This is a genomic window from Buchananella hordeovulneris (assembly GCF_001907235.1).
GTDB lineage: Bacteria > Actinomycetota > Actinomycetes > Actinomycetales > Actinomycetaceae > Buchananella > Buchananella hordeovulneris.
In genome coordinates this window covers 199,943-215,333 of record NZ_MQVS01000003.1, presented here as the reverse complement: position 1 = coordinate 215,333, position 15,391 = coordinate 199,943, and the positions used below count along the sequence as shown (strand labels likewise).

11 protein-coding genes are annotated in these 15,391 nt (G+C 68.2%); 2 read left to right on the top strand and 9 right to left on the bottom strand.

The window, feature by feature from the left end; translation table 11 throughout:
* Nucleotides 1–17 precede the first annotated feature (17 nt).
* The 5 genes from BSZ40_RS04295 to BSZ40_RS04275 form a co-directional block, all read right to left on the bottom strand.
* On the bottom strand, nucleotides 18–1,508 hold the full coding sequence (locus BSZ40_RS04295) for a hypothetical protein (RefSeq protein WP_143180879.1): 1,491 nt from the start codon (nucleotides 1,506–1,508) through the stop codon (nucleotides 18–20).
* Nucleotides 1,509–1,598: 90 nt separating this feature from the next.
* Nucleotides 1,599–5,342: a chromosome segregation SMC family protein gene (locus BSZ40_RS04290; protein ID WP_073823634.1), complete on the bottom strand. Its 3,744-nt coding sequence runs from the start codon at nucleotides 5,340–5,342 to the stop codon at nucleotides 1,599–1,601.
* A gap of 15 nt (nucleotides 5,343–5,357) precedes the next feature.
* Nucleotides 5,358–5,801: a nucleoside-diphosphate kinase gene (ndk, locus tag BSZ40_RS04285; RefSeq protein WP_073823632.1), complete on the bottom strand. Its 444-nt coding sequence runs from the start codon at nucleotides 5,799–5,801 to the stop codon at nucleotides 5,358–5,360.
* Between the two features lie 68 nt (nucleotides 5,802–5,869).
* Nucleotides 5,870–7,663: a bifunctional folylpolyglutamate synthase/dihydrofolate synthase gene (locus BSZ40_RS04280; RefSeq protein WP_245793833.1), complete on the bottom strand. Its 1,794-nt coding sequence runs from the start codon at nucleotides 7,661–7,663 to the stop codon at nucleotides 5,870–5,872.
* A gap of 190 nt (nucleotides 7,664–7,853) precedes the next feature.
* Nucleotides 7,854–8,333 carry a hypothetical protein gene (locus BSZ40_RS04275; protein WP_073823630.1) on the bottom strand — a complete coding sequence of 160 codons (480 nt, stop codon included), beginning with the start codon at nucleotides 8,331–8,333 and terminating at the stop codon, nucleotides 7,854–7,856.
* An 87-nt stretch (nucleotides 8,334–8,420) separates the two neighbouring features.
* On the opposite strand from BSZ40_RS04275, the gene BSZ40_RS04270 reads away from it, so the two are divergent.
* Entirely contained in the window at nucleotides 8,421–8,981 is a 561-nt protein-coding gene (locus BSZ40_RS04270) for a DUF4291 domain-containing protein (protein ID WP_073823628.1), read from the top strand.
* Between the two features lie 333 nt (nucleotides 8,982–9,314).
* On the opposite strand, the gene BSZ40_RS04260 is transcribed toward BSZ40_RS04270, so the two are convergent.
* Nucleotides 9,315–9,575 carry an IS3 family transposase gene (locus BSZ40_RS04260; RefSeq protein ID WP_158020864.1) on the bottom strand — a complete coding sequence of 87 codons (261 nt, stop codon included), beginning with the start codon at nucleotides 9,573–9,575 and terminating at the stop codon, nucleotides 9,315–9,317.
* Between the two features lie 123 nt (nucleotides 9,576–9,698).
* Between BSZ40_RS04260 and BSZ40_RS11520 the strand changes: the two genes are divergently transcribed.
* Entirely contained in the window at nucleotides 9,699–9,938 is a 240-nt protein-coding gene (locus BSZ40_RS11520; RefSeq protein ID WP_143180878.1) for a hypothetical protein, read from the top strand.
* 130 nt (nucleotides 9,939–10,068) lie between these two features.
* Here the strand turns inward: BSZ40_RS11520 and BSZ40_RS04255 are convergent, their stop codons facing one another.
* Genes BSZ40_RS04255 through BSZ40_RS04245 form a run of 3 tightly spaced genes read right to left on the bottom strand, consistent with a single transcriptional unit; the run spans nucleotide 10,069 to nucleotide 15,205 of the window.
* Nucleotides 10,069–11,151, bottom strand: coding sequence for a hypothetical protein (locus tag BSZ40_RS04255; RefSeq protein WP_073823622.1), 1,083 nt, complete (start codon nucleotides 11,149–11,151; stop codon nucleotides 10,069–10,071).
* The gene (locus tag BSZ40_RS04250) at nucleotides 11,148–13,394 is read right to left on the bottom strand and encodes a sensor histidine kinase (protein ID WP_073823620.1); all 2,247 of its coding nucleotides are present in this window, start codon (nucleotides 13,392–13,394) and stop codon (nucleotides 11,148–11,150) included. Before BSZ40_RS04250 ends, BSZ40_RS04255 begins: the two co-directional genes overlap by 4 nt.
* Nucleotides 13,391–15,205 (bottom strand): DNA cytosine methyltransferase, encoded by a 1,815-nt coding sequence (locus tag BSZ40_RS04245; RefSeq protein ID WP_073823618.1) that lies wholly within the window; start codon nucleotides 15,203–15,205, stop codon nucleotides 13,391–13,393. The genes BSZ40_RS04250 and BSZ40_RS04245 overlap by 4 nt, the downstream gene beginning before the upstream one ends.
* Nucleotides 15,206–15,391: the final 186 nt, after the last annotated feature.

The following is a 15,391-nucleotide window of genomic DNA, read 5'->3' as shown; positions in this document are numbered from 1 at the left end:
CACTCGCTTGTCTGCCCCTACCAGGTCAAGAGTTCCTGGGTGAGGGCCTGGCGCCGCAAGTGCCGCACCAACAGCGCCCGCTTGCGCCCGCCGTTGCGGCCGTCCGCACGCAGCGGCGGCTCGACATCGCCCGCCTCCCACGCGGCCCGCGCGGCCCGGGCCAGCTGGCCCGCCGTCAACCGGACGGGCAAGAGCTGAGCCGAGCTGGGGGCGTCGGCGGCCCCCTGTTCGAGCACGGTCACCGGCATTCCCACCGGCGGGGTGAAGGGGCCCTCCCCGCGGGCCTTCATCTCCCGCCGCGTGGTGGCCGGGAGGTTGTTGTCGCTGGCTTGCAGCAGCGCCTCGGCGGCCCGCGCCTGGGCCGGGGTGAGCGGCACCGCGGGCACCACCGGCAGTGGCAGGCCCGAGAACTCGGGCACGGCCACCCCGATCGGTGGGGTGAAGGGGCCCTCCCCGCGGGCCTTCATCTCCCGTCGCGTGCGGGGCGGATCGATGCTGGCGGGCTGCTGGGAGTTCTTCGCTGCCCCCGCGCTCTCCCGCAGGGCGTCATCGCCGTCCCGCCCCCGGGGCCGGACCATGCCGACCGTTTCGGTGGCCAGTTCCCCGACCTTGCCGCTGATGCGGCGTGTGGCCCCCCAACTCCGGGCCGCCAGTTCCCGCCCCTTCTCCGCGAGCTCCTTGCCCCTTTCAGCTAGCCGCGCGGCCGATTCGCTGTCCACCCAGGCGGGCGGGGCGTCGGAAGCGTCCTCCGTCTCGAACGTGGGTTGGGCGGCGTCGGCGGGCACCCCATCCAGCTTGGAGCGCGCGTGCAGCATGCGTTGAGTGGCCTCCCGCGCCTTCCCGGCGGCTTCCTCCGCGCGCTGCTTGGCGGCCTGGTAGCGCTCGGCGAGACGCGCGGCCGCTGAGGAACCCTCCTGCTCGGCGGCCCGCAGCGCTGCCTCCTCGCGGGCCGCGGCCAGTCCGGCCCGCTCGGCCTTGCGCCGGGCGAAGGCCTCGCGTGCCGCCAATGCCCGCACCTCCAGGGACTCCCCGCCCAGGTAACCGGAACCGTATTCCACATTCGCATCGAGCAGCTCGCTGAGCGAGGTGACTTCCGGTTCCTCTTCTGGCTCGCTGTCAGCTGCCCGCCCGGCGGCGTGCACGCCGACGCGCCCACTGGACCGCCGCCCGGGAGCGAAATGGTCGCTGTGGTCGGTTTCCTCCGACGCGGTCAACGCCGTGGCAAGGCGCTCGCGCACCGACTCGGTGTCGATGGACCCGGTGATGGGCACGGGCGGCAGATCGTCGCCGAAGTCATCACCGAGCTGCGACTCGGTGGCCTCTTCCTCGACTACTGCCGGGGCCGCGGGGGCCGCAGGGACGGCAGATTCTTCGGGCTGCGGAGAGTCCAGCAGCCCGCTGGGGACGTGTCCGGCGGTGGTGTCTTCCACCCGGCGGCCTCGCCAAACAAGCAGACCGACAACGCCGAGCACGACCAACACAAGCAGGATCCATAACCAGTGTGGCATGAATACATAATCGCATCTTTAGCGACCCGAGTTCGATATATCCGCGCCGAAATGCAAAAACTGGGAATTATCTGGGGCCGCTTAGGGGCTTTATTCGCCGGGCGCGGCCGGGGCGGGCCGGGCCGCCAGGCGTTGGGAAACGACCTGGGTGACGCCCTCTTTCATGGTCACCCCGTACAGGGCGTCCGCGATCTCCATCGTCCGTTTTTGGTGGGTGACGACGATGAGCTGACTGCGTTCCCGCAGCTGGCCAAAGATGTCCAAAAGGCGCCCCAGGTTGGCGTCGTCCAAGGCGGCCTCGACCTCATCCATGACGTAGAAAGGGCTGGGGCGGGCCATGAAGATCGACACTAAGAGAGCCACGGCCGCCAGGGAGCGCTCCCCGCCGGACAGCAGCGACAAGCGCCCGACGCGCTTGCCCGCCGGGCGGGCCTCTATCTCGACGCCGGTGGTCAAGATATCGTCCGGATCGGTGAGAAAGAGTTTGCCCTTACCGCCCGGGAAGAGGCGGGGAAAGACCTGATCGAAGGCGGCAGCAGTATCGGCGAAGGCCTCGGCGAAGATCGTTTGGACAGTGGCATCGACCTCACTAATGATGCGCATTAGATCGGCCTGGGAACGCTCCAGGTCCGCTAGCTGCTCGGTGAGGAAGGTGTGCCGTTCCTCCAGCGCGGCGTGCTCCTCCAGGGCTAGCGGGTTGACGGTGCCCAGGCGCGCCAGCTGCTTCTCGGCCTTGGTCAGCATGGCCTCCACTTCGCTGCGCACGTAGGGCTGGCCCTTTTGTTCCTCCGCCCCCTCGTCCGCCAGCAGCGGCACCAGGGTATGCGGGCCGTACTCCTCGATCAGCACCTCGGGGGTGACGGACAGCTCGTCGTGGGCGCGACCCACCAGCTGCTCGTGCCGCAGCGCATGCTCCGCCAGCACGATCTCGTCCCGGTGCACGGCGTCGGTCACCGCGGCCAGTTCCTCGTTGACGGCCTCCAGGTCGCGGCGCAGGCGTTCGATTTCGGCGCCGGTGCCTGCGGTGGCGGCCTCCACTTCGGCCCGGCGGGCCTGCGCCAGCTGCAGCGAGGTTTCTGCCGCCGCGGCCGCCAGGCCCGCCTGCTCGGCGACGTCCTGGGCCACCGACAGCCGGGCCAGGCGCAGCTGTTCGCGCCGCCGGGTTTCCTCCCGGGCGGCGCGTTCCTTGCGGGCGGCGGCCCGCAGGGCGTCGGCGCGCCCGCTGGAGTGCCCGACGCGTTCCTCCAGGGTGCGGAGCGCTAGGCGGGCCTCGGTTTCGGCCTGGTGGGCGGCGGCCAGGGCCGCGCGGGTGTGCTCCCGGTGGGCGTCGGTGGCGTCGTCGGTCACCGGCGGGTGGGCCTCGGCCTCGGCAAGCAGCTCCCGGGCGGCGGTCGCGGCCTGGCGCAGGGAGGTCAACTGGGCCGCCGAGCGCGCCGCGGCGGCCTCCGCACGTTCCTGCTCAGCCTGCGCGGATTTGGCGGCCGCCCCGCGCTTGGCGGCGGCCTCCGCCTGGGCGGCCAGGGCAGCATCGTGGGCCCGCAGCGCCCGCAGGGCCTCCTCGGCGGCGGCGCGGGCCGCCTCCAGGGCCTGGTTGGCGGCGGTCTGCGCGGCCAGTGCCTCGCTCGCGCGGGTGGCGGCAAGCTCTGCCTCCCGCCCGGCCTCGGTGTAGGCGGCCTGGCGGGCCAGGGCGGAGGAGCCCGCCTGGGCACCTTGCCCGTGCACGAAGCGGACGCCGACGACGTCCCCGCGCCGCGTTACTGCGCGCCGCACCTGCCCGGCGGCCACCAGGTCGCGGGCCGTGGCGAGGTCTGCCACCAGCAGGGTGTCGGCCAGCAGTTCGCCGACCAGGCCCGCCACCGCCGGGGCGGGCCGCACGGCGGCCAGCGCCCAGCAGGCCTCGTTGGGACTCACCCCGGCGGGCAGCGCTGGCAGTTCGGTCGGCCCCGCTTGGGCTCCCGCATTTGCCGCTCCCTCGGCCGACGCGCCGTCCGGCCCGGCCACTGCGCCACCCCACGTCCCGCCGGTCCCGCGGCCCTGCGCGCCTTCCGGCCCGGCCGCCTCCGTGCCCCCGTCCGTACCGCCCGCTGTCCGGGCTCCGCCCGCCGCATCCGCGGCCGTGTCTGGGTCCCCGCCAGTCTCCGGCTCGGCGACCACCAGCCGGGCCGCGGCGTCGTCGGCCTGGGCCGCACGCACCGCGTCGACGGCCGCCGTCAGGGAGGTAAGCACGGCGGCGTCGGCCACCGCCCCGAGCGCTCCGGCGACCGCGTCCTCCCACCCGGCCGCGATGGCCACGAACTCGGCGAAGCGCCCCCGGTAGGCAGCGGAGGCGGCGGCCACCGTACCGGTGGAGTCCTGGGGGTCCAGGGTCAGGGCGAGCGCGTCGCGGCGCGAGTCCCAACGGGCCTTGTCGGCCCGCGTCGCGGCCACCGCGCTGGCGGCCTGGCGGGCGGTGGCCTCCGCGTCCGCCAGCACGGTCAAGGCCTGCTCGCGCGCGGCGGCGAAGGAAGAATCGGCGGCGAGGGCGCCATCCCCGGCGGCTGCTATCTCGGCCTGGGCGGCCGCCAGGCGGGCGGCGGCCTCACTCACCGCGCCCGTCAGGCGGGCGTGCTCCCCCTCGGCGGCCTCCAGGCGGGAGGCGGCGGCACCCGCCGCCCCGGTCAGACGGGCCAAGTGTTCGCGGTGGTCGGCACGCTGGCGCGCCGCTTCGGCCTGGGCGTGGCGGGCCGCGGCGTCGGCGTCGCTGGCCGCCGCCCGGGCCTGTTCGGCTTGCGTCAGGGCGGCGCGGGCCGCGTCCAACTCCGCCGCCAGGGCGGCCTCCTCCTGCGCGGCCTGGGCGGCGCGCGCCTCCAGCTCCTCCGGGTCGGTGCCCGGCGCGGCCCCCACCGGGGCGGCCAGGGTACGGGCGCGCTCCCCCGCCAGCTGCCCCAACCCCACCAGCCGTTCGCGCTGCTGCGCCAGCGTGGCCACCAGCTCGTCGGCGGCCCGCAGCGCCGGGGCGGAGGCGTGGGCGGCGGCCTCGGCCTGCGTCAGCTGTCCCTTGACGCCTCCGCGTAGCTCTTCCAGCTCGGCGCGGCGGCCCCGCAACTGCTCCAACTCGCCCGTCACGGACTCCACGAGCGCCCCGAGCTGCACGAGGTCGTCGGCCAGCAGCCGCGACTTGGCGTCCCGCACCCGGGCCTGCACGGTGGCCGCCAAGCGAGCCGCCCGCGCCTGGCGCGCCAACGGTCCGAGCTGGCGGCGGATCTCACCGGTCAGGTCCCGCACGCGCGCCATGTTGCTCGCCATCGAATCCAGCTTCCGCAGCGCCCGCTCCTTGCGGCGCCGGTGCTTGAGCACCCCGGCGGCTTCCTCAATGAAGGCGCGCCGTTCCTCCGGGCTGGCCCGCAGCACCGCATCCAGCTGCCCCTGCCCGACGATGACGTGCATCTGCCGCCCCATGCCGGTGTCGCTCAGCAGCTCCTGAATATCCAGCAGGCGGCAGGGTGCACCGTTGAGGCGATACTCCGAGGCCCCGCCCCGAAACAGGGTGCGGGCGATCGTCACCTCGGAATAGTCGATGGGCAGGGCGCCGTCGGAGTTGTCGATGGTCAACTCGACTTCGGCCCGCCCCAGCGGGGAGCGGCCCGACGTGCCGGCGAAGATGACGTCGGCCATCGACCCGCCCCGCAGGGTCTTGGCGCCCTGCTCCCCCATCACCCACGCCAGCGCGTCGACCACGTTGGATTTGCCGGACCCGTTGGGTCCCACCACGCAGGTGATGCCCGGTTCCAGGGTCAACGTGGTGGCGGATGCAAAGGATTTGAATCCGCGCAGCGTCAGCGTGCGAAGGTGCATCTAGGTGGGGTTGCCTCAGTCGTGGTCAGGGAACCAGATGGCGATCTCGCGGTCGGCCGACTCCGGGGAGTCCGAGGCGTGCACCACGTTCCGCATCTGGCCGGTGCCCCAGTCGCGCCCGAAGTCGCCCCGAATGGTGCCGGGAGCGGCCAGGGTCGGGTTGGTGGCGCCCATCATCGTGCGGATGCCTTCGATGACCCGGTGTCCCTCGGCGACGACGGCCACCAGCGGCCCCTCCGTCATGTAGTCCACCAGGCCCGCAAAGTAGAAGCGGTCCTTGTGCTCGACGTAGTGGCGCTCTAGGTCCTCCCGGCTGGCCTCGACGATGCGCAGGGCGGTCAGTTTGTAGCCCTTGAGCTCGATGCGGCGCAGGATCTCGCCGGTCAGGCCGCGGGCGTAGGCGTCGGGCTTGATGAGGACGAGCGAGTGTTCGACGGGCTGGGTCTCGGTGCCAGGCATATCTTCTCCCCTAAAGTCTGGGCCCAAAGGCCCTCAGGCTGATTTTGGGCATCATAATGCGCTGGCCATCACGCGGTGGCTTTTCCGAACAGGGAGCGTGCCTCGGCCACCAGCAGCAGCGACCCGGTGACCAGCACCCCGGTGGAGGCGGCTGGGTCGTCTCCCGCCTCGGCCAGGGTGACGGCGGCGTCCAGGGCCTCGGGCAGGGCGCAGTGCACGGTGACGCGGTCGGGGCCGAAGACGTCGGCCGCAACCTCGCCGAGCTCGTCGACATCCATGGCCCGCCCCGATGACAGCGAGGTGACGACGATGGACTCCAGCAGCGGCTCCAGCTCGGCCAGCATCGGCTCGACGTCCTTGTCCGCCATCGCGGCAAACACCCCGACGAGTTTGCTGAAGCCGAAGGCCTCCTCCAGGGCGGCCCGCAGCGCGGCCACCCCGGCGGGGTTGTGGGCGCCGTCGACGATGACGGTCGGGCTGGAGCGCACCACCTCCAGGCGACCGGGCGAGGAGGCGGCCGCGAACCCGTGCTCGACCAGCAGGGGCGGCAGCGCCCCGCCCCCGAAGAGGGCCTCGGTGGCGACCAGGGCGGTGGCGGCGTTGAGGGCCTGGTGTTCGCCGTGCAGCGGCAGGTAGACGTCCTCGTAGCGGGCGGCGGGCGTGACCAGGGTGCACATTTGCCCGCCGACGGCCAGCTCACGGTCGGCGTAGTGGAAGTCGGGGCCGTACTGGCGCACGGTCACATCGAGCTCGGCGGCGGCCACAGCCAGGACGGCGGCGGCTTCTTCGGGCTGCGGGCCGACGACGACGGTGCCGCCCGGCCGTAGAATCCCGGCCTTTTCGCGGGCGATGTCGGCCAGGGTGGTGCCGAGCCACTGCGTGTGGTCGCGGGAGATCGGGGTGATGACCTGGACGGCGGACTGCACCACGTTGGTGGCGTCCCAGCGCCCGCCCATGCCGACCTCGATGACGGCGGCCTCCACCCCGGCGTTGGCGAACGCCGTAAAGCCGAGCACGGTAAAGACCTCGAAGAAGCTCATCGCCGGGCCCCCGGCGGCCACCGATTCGGCGTCAACGAGCTCGACGATGGGGCCGACCGACTCCCACGCCTCCAGGAACGCTTCCCGGCTGAGGGGCTCCAGGCCGATGCGCATGCGTTCGCGCACCGTGTGCAGGTGCGGGGAGGTGAAGGTACCGACGCTGACGCCCCGCTCCCGCAGCAGGGAGGAGATCATGCGGGCGGTGGAGGTCTTGCCGTTGGTGCCGGTGACGTGGACCGTGTGGTAGGCCAGCTGCGGGTCGCCCAGCAGCTCGCAGGCGCGTTGGACGCGCTGCAGCGACGGCTGCACGTCGTGCTCGGGGGCGCGGCGCAGGATCGCCTGGTAGATGGCGTCGACCTCGGCCTCCAACTCGGACTCGCGGGCGGCGGCCGCCAGAGCGACGGCGTGCGCGCGGGCCTCGCGCGGCGTCAGGCCCGCCTGCCGGGCGCGGGCCTCGGCGGCCGCGAACTGTTCGTCCACCTCGGGCTCGGTGGCGGAGGGGAAGTCGTCCTCGTACTCGTCCAGGTCCGCATCGGCCAGCAGGGCGGCCAGCAGCTCGGGGTCGGCCAGGCGGGCGGCCGCCAGGTTCTGCAGGGCCGCCGTCAACTCGGCCTGCGGGTCGGCAGCGCCGTCGGGGTCGGCCGCCGCGTCGGCGGCGTCGGTGTCCGGGCCCGCGGCGGCGGCCGCGAAGTACTCGGCCATCTCGTCGAACCGCTCCGGCGCGGGGGCGGGTTCCTCCCAGCCGCCCGGGGTGCGGGCCAGCGGGTGGTGTGCGTGCGGGTCGGGCAGACCGAATGCGGCCCCCGGGTGTTGGTTGGTCACGTGCGCCCTCTCTGTCAGTGTCCGCGCCCAGTTTACTGGCGCGGTAGGCGCGGGCCGCATCGGGCTCGGCGGGGTCGCCCACCGTGGCCTCGCTCTCTGCCGCCTGGGCACGGGGCCACCAACCTGCGGTCTTCTAATCCGCAGGTTGCCATCCCGGCACCCGCCCGCGTACGGGCACGGGCTCTGGTGTTTACCCGGGCGGGCGGCGGCAGGCGCGCCAGCTGACGGCGGCGTGCGCCAGGGCGAGAACGAAGGGTAGGCCGAGGAAGAACGGCACGCCGCGCGCCGCCCGGCTGCCCGCCGCGGCGGCCGAGGCGCGCAGCTCGGGCAGGCGCCAGGCGGCGTAGGCACCGAGAAGGAGGAAGGCGACAGCAGCCAGCAGGATGAGCACGGTCAGGGGCCGCCACTGGGCGCGCGCCGGGGTCGACGGCGGCGAGTCCGGGTGGGACGGACGGGTCGCGTCGGCCGCACGGGACGCGCGGGGGCGCAGCAGCCAGGCGGCGGCCGCAAGCTCGGCAGCCAGAATGGTGGCGGCCGCGGCGAAGAGGCCCTGGCCGAGGTGGCCGGTACCGGTGCGCAGCGCGAGACCGAGGGGAACGAGGCAGATGATGGCCGCCAGCGCGCAGGCGCTGCTGGCCAGAAGGCGGCGGGGGCGAGGGCTGCTGTTCATCTCGGCCTCCGATGTGACTGTGGGTATGGGTGAGGGGGTGCCGGGCCCTAGACTGCCGGAGTTTCGGCGACGATGGAAGGGACGGCGATGGGCGAGCTGTACGAGGTGCGGGCGGACTTTGATCGGGAGAGCATCGTCGTCTACCAGGCCTACTCCCCCGCCATCGCCGACGCGGCCGTGCGGGCGGGCCGGTTCGTCGCGCCTTTCAGCTTTCAGCGGATGACGTGGATCAAGCCGTCCTTCCTGTGGCTGATGCATCGCAGCAACTGGGCGCGCAAAGCGGGGCAGGAGCGGATCTTGGCGGTGCGCATCTCGCGGAGCGGCTGGGAGGAGGCGCTGGCGCGGGCGGTGCTGACCGACGGGCACCCGGACGTGTTGGCGACGGCCGAAGTCCATGTGCAGTGGGATCCTGAGCGGTCGCTGCGGGGCGCGGCGTTGAATCACTACAGCATCCAGGTCGGCATTAGCCGCCACCTGATCCGCACGTTCGTCGACGACTGGGTGCTGGAGATCACGGACCTGACGGACCGGGCACGCAAGATAGCGGAGCTGGCGCAAGGCGGCCGGGCCGCGCAGGCCAAGCGGCTGCTGCCGCTGGAGCGGCCGTATCCGCTGCCCGCGCAGTTGGTGCGCCGGATCGCGCCGTAGGCACGATGCCGGAGGGGCCCGGCTCGCGTGGCCTAATTCCGTCGGCCTCCACGGAAGAGAGCCCTGGTTCCGGAAGGGCCCAGCTCGCATTTACGAGCCGGACACCCCGGGCCTGCCGCGCCGAGGCGCTATGTGGTGGACCAAGCCTTCACAGACGTGGCTGGCGCCCGTGTACTGCAGGGCCTGCTCGAGAGTCAGCAGCAGTAGTCCTGTGGTGTGCAGACTTGCCCGGACGGCCCAGCCCACGATGCGGCGGGTATAGACGCCGGTGATGAACGCGACGTAACACAATCCCGTCAGCACACGTACGTAGGTGATGTCAGCAACCCACAGTTAATGCGGGCGCTTGGCGGCCAACCGGCGTTCGATCAGGTCCAGGCGGGTATCCAGTTGCCCGGTAAGGCCTGTGGTGCATGGTTTGCGGTCGCGGCCTGCGCCCTGGAGGCCGATGTTCCTCATCAGGCGGGCGACCTGGTCACGACCGATCTGCCAGCCGACACGCAGCATGGCGTGATGCATCTTGCCTACCCCGCAGACACTGTAGTTCTCCTGGTGAATCCGCTTGATCTCAGGTAGCAGGACCTCATCTCGCACAGCCCGTGCCGAAGCTGGGCGGGTTTTGGCGGCTCGGTCACCGCGACAGGTGATGCCCCCCACTCCGTCTCACTGAGTGTGCGGCAGATTGGCTCGATCCCGAAACGGTCACGGTGTTCGTCGATGAACCGGATCATCTCGTCGTGGGGCAGTCGAGTTCCCTGGCGAGAAAGCCGACGCAGCCTTGAGGATCTCATTGGCCCGGCGGGCTTCGGCAAGTTCCCGCTTGAGACGCTTGTCCTGCTCCTGCAGGCGCTGGCCCGCAGGCGCTGGTTCTACCTCGTGGCCGTATCGGTTACACCACAACCGCAAGGACTCCTCGCCCACGCCAACCTACGGGGCAATGACCCGTACCGAGTGTGAACGCGGACCTGCCTGAGCTGCTCAACATTCCAGAACCATCCGAACCACGCGCTCACACAACTCAGGGGTGTACTTCTTAGGGCACATTCCAATCCTCCTTCAACTGGAATGGAACCAAACCCAGGACGGTTCAGTCACCAAGTAGGCGCTGCTTGACACGTTCAGAATCGAGGTCGGGCACTCCGACGCGTCCACGGAGGTGGCTGTGCTGCACCAGCAATGCCTCAGCAAACGGACTGACGAGTGATGCAACCCAGGCGAAGTCGTCCAGCGCGTCAACCTCCACAGCCCTCACTTTCTCTAAATCGATCACCAAGTCTGGGATCTCGCGGAACGCAGGGAGGAAGTGGAACCTTCCGTGAGTCGCCCTGAGGACATCCTGGTCTAGGCTCTTCCAACTGTTCTTCTCGTTGTTAGTTCCAGGGTTAGCGCTCTTCCACCTCTGATACTTAGGATGCTCCGCCAGCGGGCTGGCCTTGGCGAGAAGAACGTAATCCACTTTGGTTTGCTCAAAGTCACATGCAGGTGTGAGAACTACCCACCAGGTCTGGTCTGTTGCGCAAAGTACGTCACCGGGTGATCGGCGGTCTGATGCAGGCGGATACACGTAGCGATGGCTCGGGTGAGTCGTGAACTTCTGGTCGCGATCCTCGTCAAGGATTCGAGCGAGCCTGCTAAGTAGCACTTGGGTGATGCCCGCCGAGTCAGTGTCTCTGGTGTACTCCGCCCAGTTCGGGGCAAGTTCCGTCCACATGTGCTTGCGTAGCACGTCCGTGGCATGCTGTTCGATATCTCTGATCGTGGTCAGTGCTCTGCTCGCGACGGCTGCTTTAATAGCATCCGGAAGCTTGACCATCTCCTCTTTGGTCACTACGGTGACCAAAGGGCTCATCTGCTCATGATTTACCTTTTCGGGTAGAGCCGTCCAGAACACGACCGGCGCGAAACAGGCTTCCTTGATGTCACGATAGACGGCCTGCCCGGCAGTGTCGTCCTCTGTCACAGACTCACAGGCGTCGCGACGGACGTCCAACACGACCACGTCGCTTTCACGCTCGCGGACGCGCGCGAATCCGCTGTCAAAATCTGTCTCTATCGAGACATCGACTTCGATCTCATTGCTCTCCTCGAAAGCGTCTTCAATTTCGCGCTTCGCGTCTGCGGCGAGGTCAGCCTTGTCCTCGATGATGAGGACACGTACTTTCTCCTTCATTGGACCCTCCTCCTGAAGGTAGCCTCGAAGGTCGCCCCGTCAAGCGGACCTTCGTCAACAAGAATAAGCTGGCCTTCGTAAATGTCCTCGACGAGGTTGCCTACGATGCTCAGACCGAGTCCAACGCCTTCCGGTTTACTGGAGAAGTAGGGATCGAAGATGTGCGCGCGAACGCCCTCCGCCACTCCAGGTCCAGTGTCACTTACAACGACGCTCAATGAGGAGTCGTCGTTAAGCCGGGCGGCAGCGATCACCTTCCGCTCGGTACCCTTTGACTGAGTTGATGTCCAGTAGATGGCGTTCTGGATGAGATTGATGAGGACCGTCAAGAGTTCAGCTTCGTCGAGTTTCACGGCGACTGGGTCACCCTCTCTGACCAGTTCGACGCCGCGGTCTTCGGCTTCCTGTTGGAGGATTGAGATTGCTTTGTCGATGACGTCGCTGGTGCTGATTTCCTTGGGGCGTCCGCGTTTGCGGCCGCCGAAGGGTTCGATCTGTTTGAAGAGAGAGGAGAGCAAATCAGCCTGAGCCGTCGTGTCCAACATGGCTTTCGCGGCGATTGTGATCTTCTCACTGTCAGTAAGTTTTGTCTTCTCAAGGTCACGGGCACCGAACCGCGCAATGTTCTTGAGTCGTGTCACGACGGTTCGACCGTCGTGGAGGACGCGATCGATGAGTGCCCCGAGAGTGGCCAGTCGGGAGTATCGCGACAGGACGTTCTGAACATTGGTTACTCCTTCTTGGATGTCGCGGTTCTTGTCGTCGATGAGTTCGATGAGGAGCTTGTCTCCGGGGTAGCTCTGGACCAAGGCGGTGCGAATCTCCCCAAGGTCGAAGCGCTCGAATAGGCCTCCCTTGCTCTCTCTAGGCTCTTTCTTGGGGTGGCGTGCGGCATAACGCCGCGTCTCAAGCTCAACGAGCGCGGCTTTCACTAGCGTCTGGAGATCCGAGTACGCGGTACCAGCGAGTATGCCCTCGCGGTTCGACTGGTCCTTGAGCCCCTCGTTAGTGTCCGCGCCAATGAAGACGTGACCGATGATCTGGTTGTTCGACACCCGACGGGTCGGTGTCTGGACGCGTCGCAGGTCAAGGCCTAGCCAGTCATCGCCGCTTTCACCGAATGGCAGGACTCGAAAGCCATCTCGATAGATGCTGACTCCGGCAACCTCGCTGAGCGTGTCGCGGAACCCCTTCAAATCCTTCGCGCTGGGAGCTGCGCTCTCTGCACCGGTCTCCTGGAGGGTCCTTTGGATGGCTGTCTTGTCTCGGTCCCATACATTGATCTCGAAGTCGAAGGGTCCTGCCTGCGGGGAGCGCTTCTCATCGGTCCACAACTGCTTGACGCCGATATCCTCCTCCAGTGGAGGGTACTGCTGTATGTAGCGAAGCGTCGCGGACCCCTGTGCATCCACGGAGCCGGTGAGGCAGTAATGAGGGGTCTGGAGTTCAGACGATGGCTCGATAGGGCCAGCGAGGTCTTCTAGACCCTCCTCGACATCGACCAGTTCCAGGATCACCTGGAAGTCAGGCTCGGCATCTTCTGCGATCGCGAGAATTGAGCCTGCGCCAGGACGGGGCCGTATCAACCGCGTCAGTGCCGTGCGTAGCTCGAGAAGGTCGTCACGATCCCACGCACGAGAAAGGCGGTCAATCTGGACCACGGTCCCCCGGCCGTGATGCCAGGTCTCGTTCTCGGCTGCAGAGAAGGTGTCAACGGCTGCGCCGGAGTCAGAGAAGACGTCGGGTGCTCCGACTTCCCAGGCGACCTCGATCTGATCGAGGTACGCGTCCTCACGATCGAAGTCCGTCCAGTCGATCAGGAGTTTGACCTCTTCGGCATTGGTCATCCGCGTGACGAGCATCATCTCGTGACCGAGCCGGGCTGCGGCGAGTCGACCGATGCCCTTCTCGCCAAGCACTCGCCGACCTCCGTCGCTGCGAGGGCGTCGTCTCTTGGTGTCGGTCGCGATGTCGAGCCATGAGCGCTGTAGCGTGGCGACGTCCATCCCGTGGCCGTCATCCCACACCTCGATGCGACCCTTCCCTTCCTCCAGCGGACCATGGAAGCAGATCAGAACAACGCTGGCGTCGGCGTCGTAGGAGTTCTTGACCAGTTCGATCAGGGCAACCTTGTCGCTGCTGATCAGGTCGCTGCCGAGTGTCCGGAGCAGCCGAGCCTTGGGGCGGAGAGCGCCACTGCCCGAGGGCTCATAGCTGACGGGCTGCTGGGCATCGGCGCTCATGAAACTCGCTCTCCCTTGGACTCTGCTGGGTGGGGAGTGGCGGGGCCGAGGATTCGGGCTCGCGCCTCTGAAACAGCGATAGAACGGATTGCGCACATCCGCAATGCAGCTTCGTCGCCGCTGGAGACCAACTGGGCGAGAGCCACCTTGATGTCAGTGCGCAGCCCGGTGTGCCCTTCGGGTAGCTCCATCAAGAGAGTCACGACTTTGCGGACGTGTTCGTTGACAAGAAGCTCGTTGCCGCCACGTAGCAGCGAGAACACGCGGTGCTGCGCGTCGCCAAACATGGCTGCAACGCGCGGTGTCCAGTCGCCCGACGGGCTCTCGCGGACGATGCCTCGAAGCCGTCTTACGGCGTCCTTGCGAGTCTTGCTGAGCGTGTGCACGTCGATGTGCTGGAGCGACTCGATGGAAAGGTTCGGAACGCCTCGGAGTGGCTCCATGAGTGACGTGGCGGTTGCGACGGGAAGTCGATGCATGTCAAGCAGAGCAGCGACCGCGGCAGCAGCGACAGTCATATCTGCCCCAGGGTAGAGCCACCATGCAGTCTTTCTATGCTCGTCGGCCCACAGCGACAGCCTCCGGCGCATATCGGGAAGTCTGGGCTGCTCCTGACGTGGCTCCGCGAGGGGCAGGATCGCCTCTGCGACGGTCCGCCCCAGTGCTGGTGGGACTGCGTTGCCGATCTGCCGGAAGGCGTCGCTGCGGGTCCCTGCGAAGCGGAAGCTGTCTGGGAAGGTCTGAATACGTGCCGCCTCGCGGACGGTGAGTGTGCGGTGTTCCTCCGGGTGGATGTACCAGTACCCGTCTTTGGCGATGTGAGCGGTAATCGTCCTGCTGAGATCGTCCCAGTCGAGGCGCTTGTACTTGTCGTTGAAGGTGTCGGAGCGGTATCGGCGCAGGTGCTCAGGTAGGTCCGAGTACAGGGTCGAAGACGTCATGATCTCGAACGCTTCGCGGTCATCGTCCCGCACCGGACGCGTCATGTGGTCGTAGATGATGTCAGCGTCGTCGCCATGAAGGGTCTTGGCCAGTGCACTGGATGGTTGGCCCGTGTAGGGCAACTCGCGCGCACCGGTGGTGTCGTCGAGTGAAGGAAGGTCTTCGATCGCATCACGGACAGTGGGGCGGTACTCCATCGGTGCAGGCCAATCCGGCAAAGCCCCATCGTTGCGTGCTTGGAGGATGAATCGCTTGCGGTGCTGTGGTACGCCGTGGCGCCATGCATCAAGCAGTCGGTAGTCAACGACGTATCCGGCGCCTTCGAGAATGTCCGCGATCGCCCTGACAACGGCGAGATCATCGCCAATGGCCATATCGGGCACGTTCTCCATCAGAACTGCACGTGGTTTCAGTGCCAGGACAACGTCGATGAAGGATCGCCACAGCTCCTTGCGTGAGTCGACCTCATCACGAACGCCGTCGTTGATGAGACTGCGAATCTTCGCACGTCCGGCGCGGCTGAACGGCTGGCAGGGCGGGCCTCCGGCGACGAGGTCGATGCCAAGCGGGCGGAGTCGCTCGATGAGCGCATTCACCTGGGCAGAGTCAGCCATGTCGACGTCGAGCGCTTGACCTCGGAAGTTGGCCCGATGCGTCTCCAGCGCCGCCGTATCGTGATCGACCGCGGCGACGACGGTCCAGCCTGCCGCTTCGACACCAGCACCGAGGCCGCCAGCTCCCGAGAAAAGGTCGACGGCGAGGGGGCGACCAGACGATCTCTCCAGCCGACACCACTCATCGAAGCTGTCGTCGTCCGGAGCATCTGCGTGCCTGGGGAGGACGAGCGGTGCTGAACGCTCCAGCTTCACTGCGTATGCTGCCAAGCTCCAGCGCTCCTTTCCCGCTTAGATGTCCACCTCCAGGAGAACACGAACAACGTCGTCATGGTGCACAGCTCACCAAGCCATCATGTCACCTGTTCCCACTTTACCGGTACGCGAGGGCGAGGAAGGCTGACCCACGCCGTGGCGGATCGCTGAATCTGCCTCTGCCCG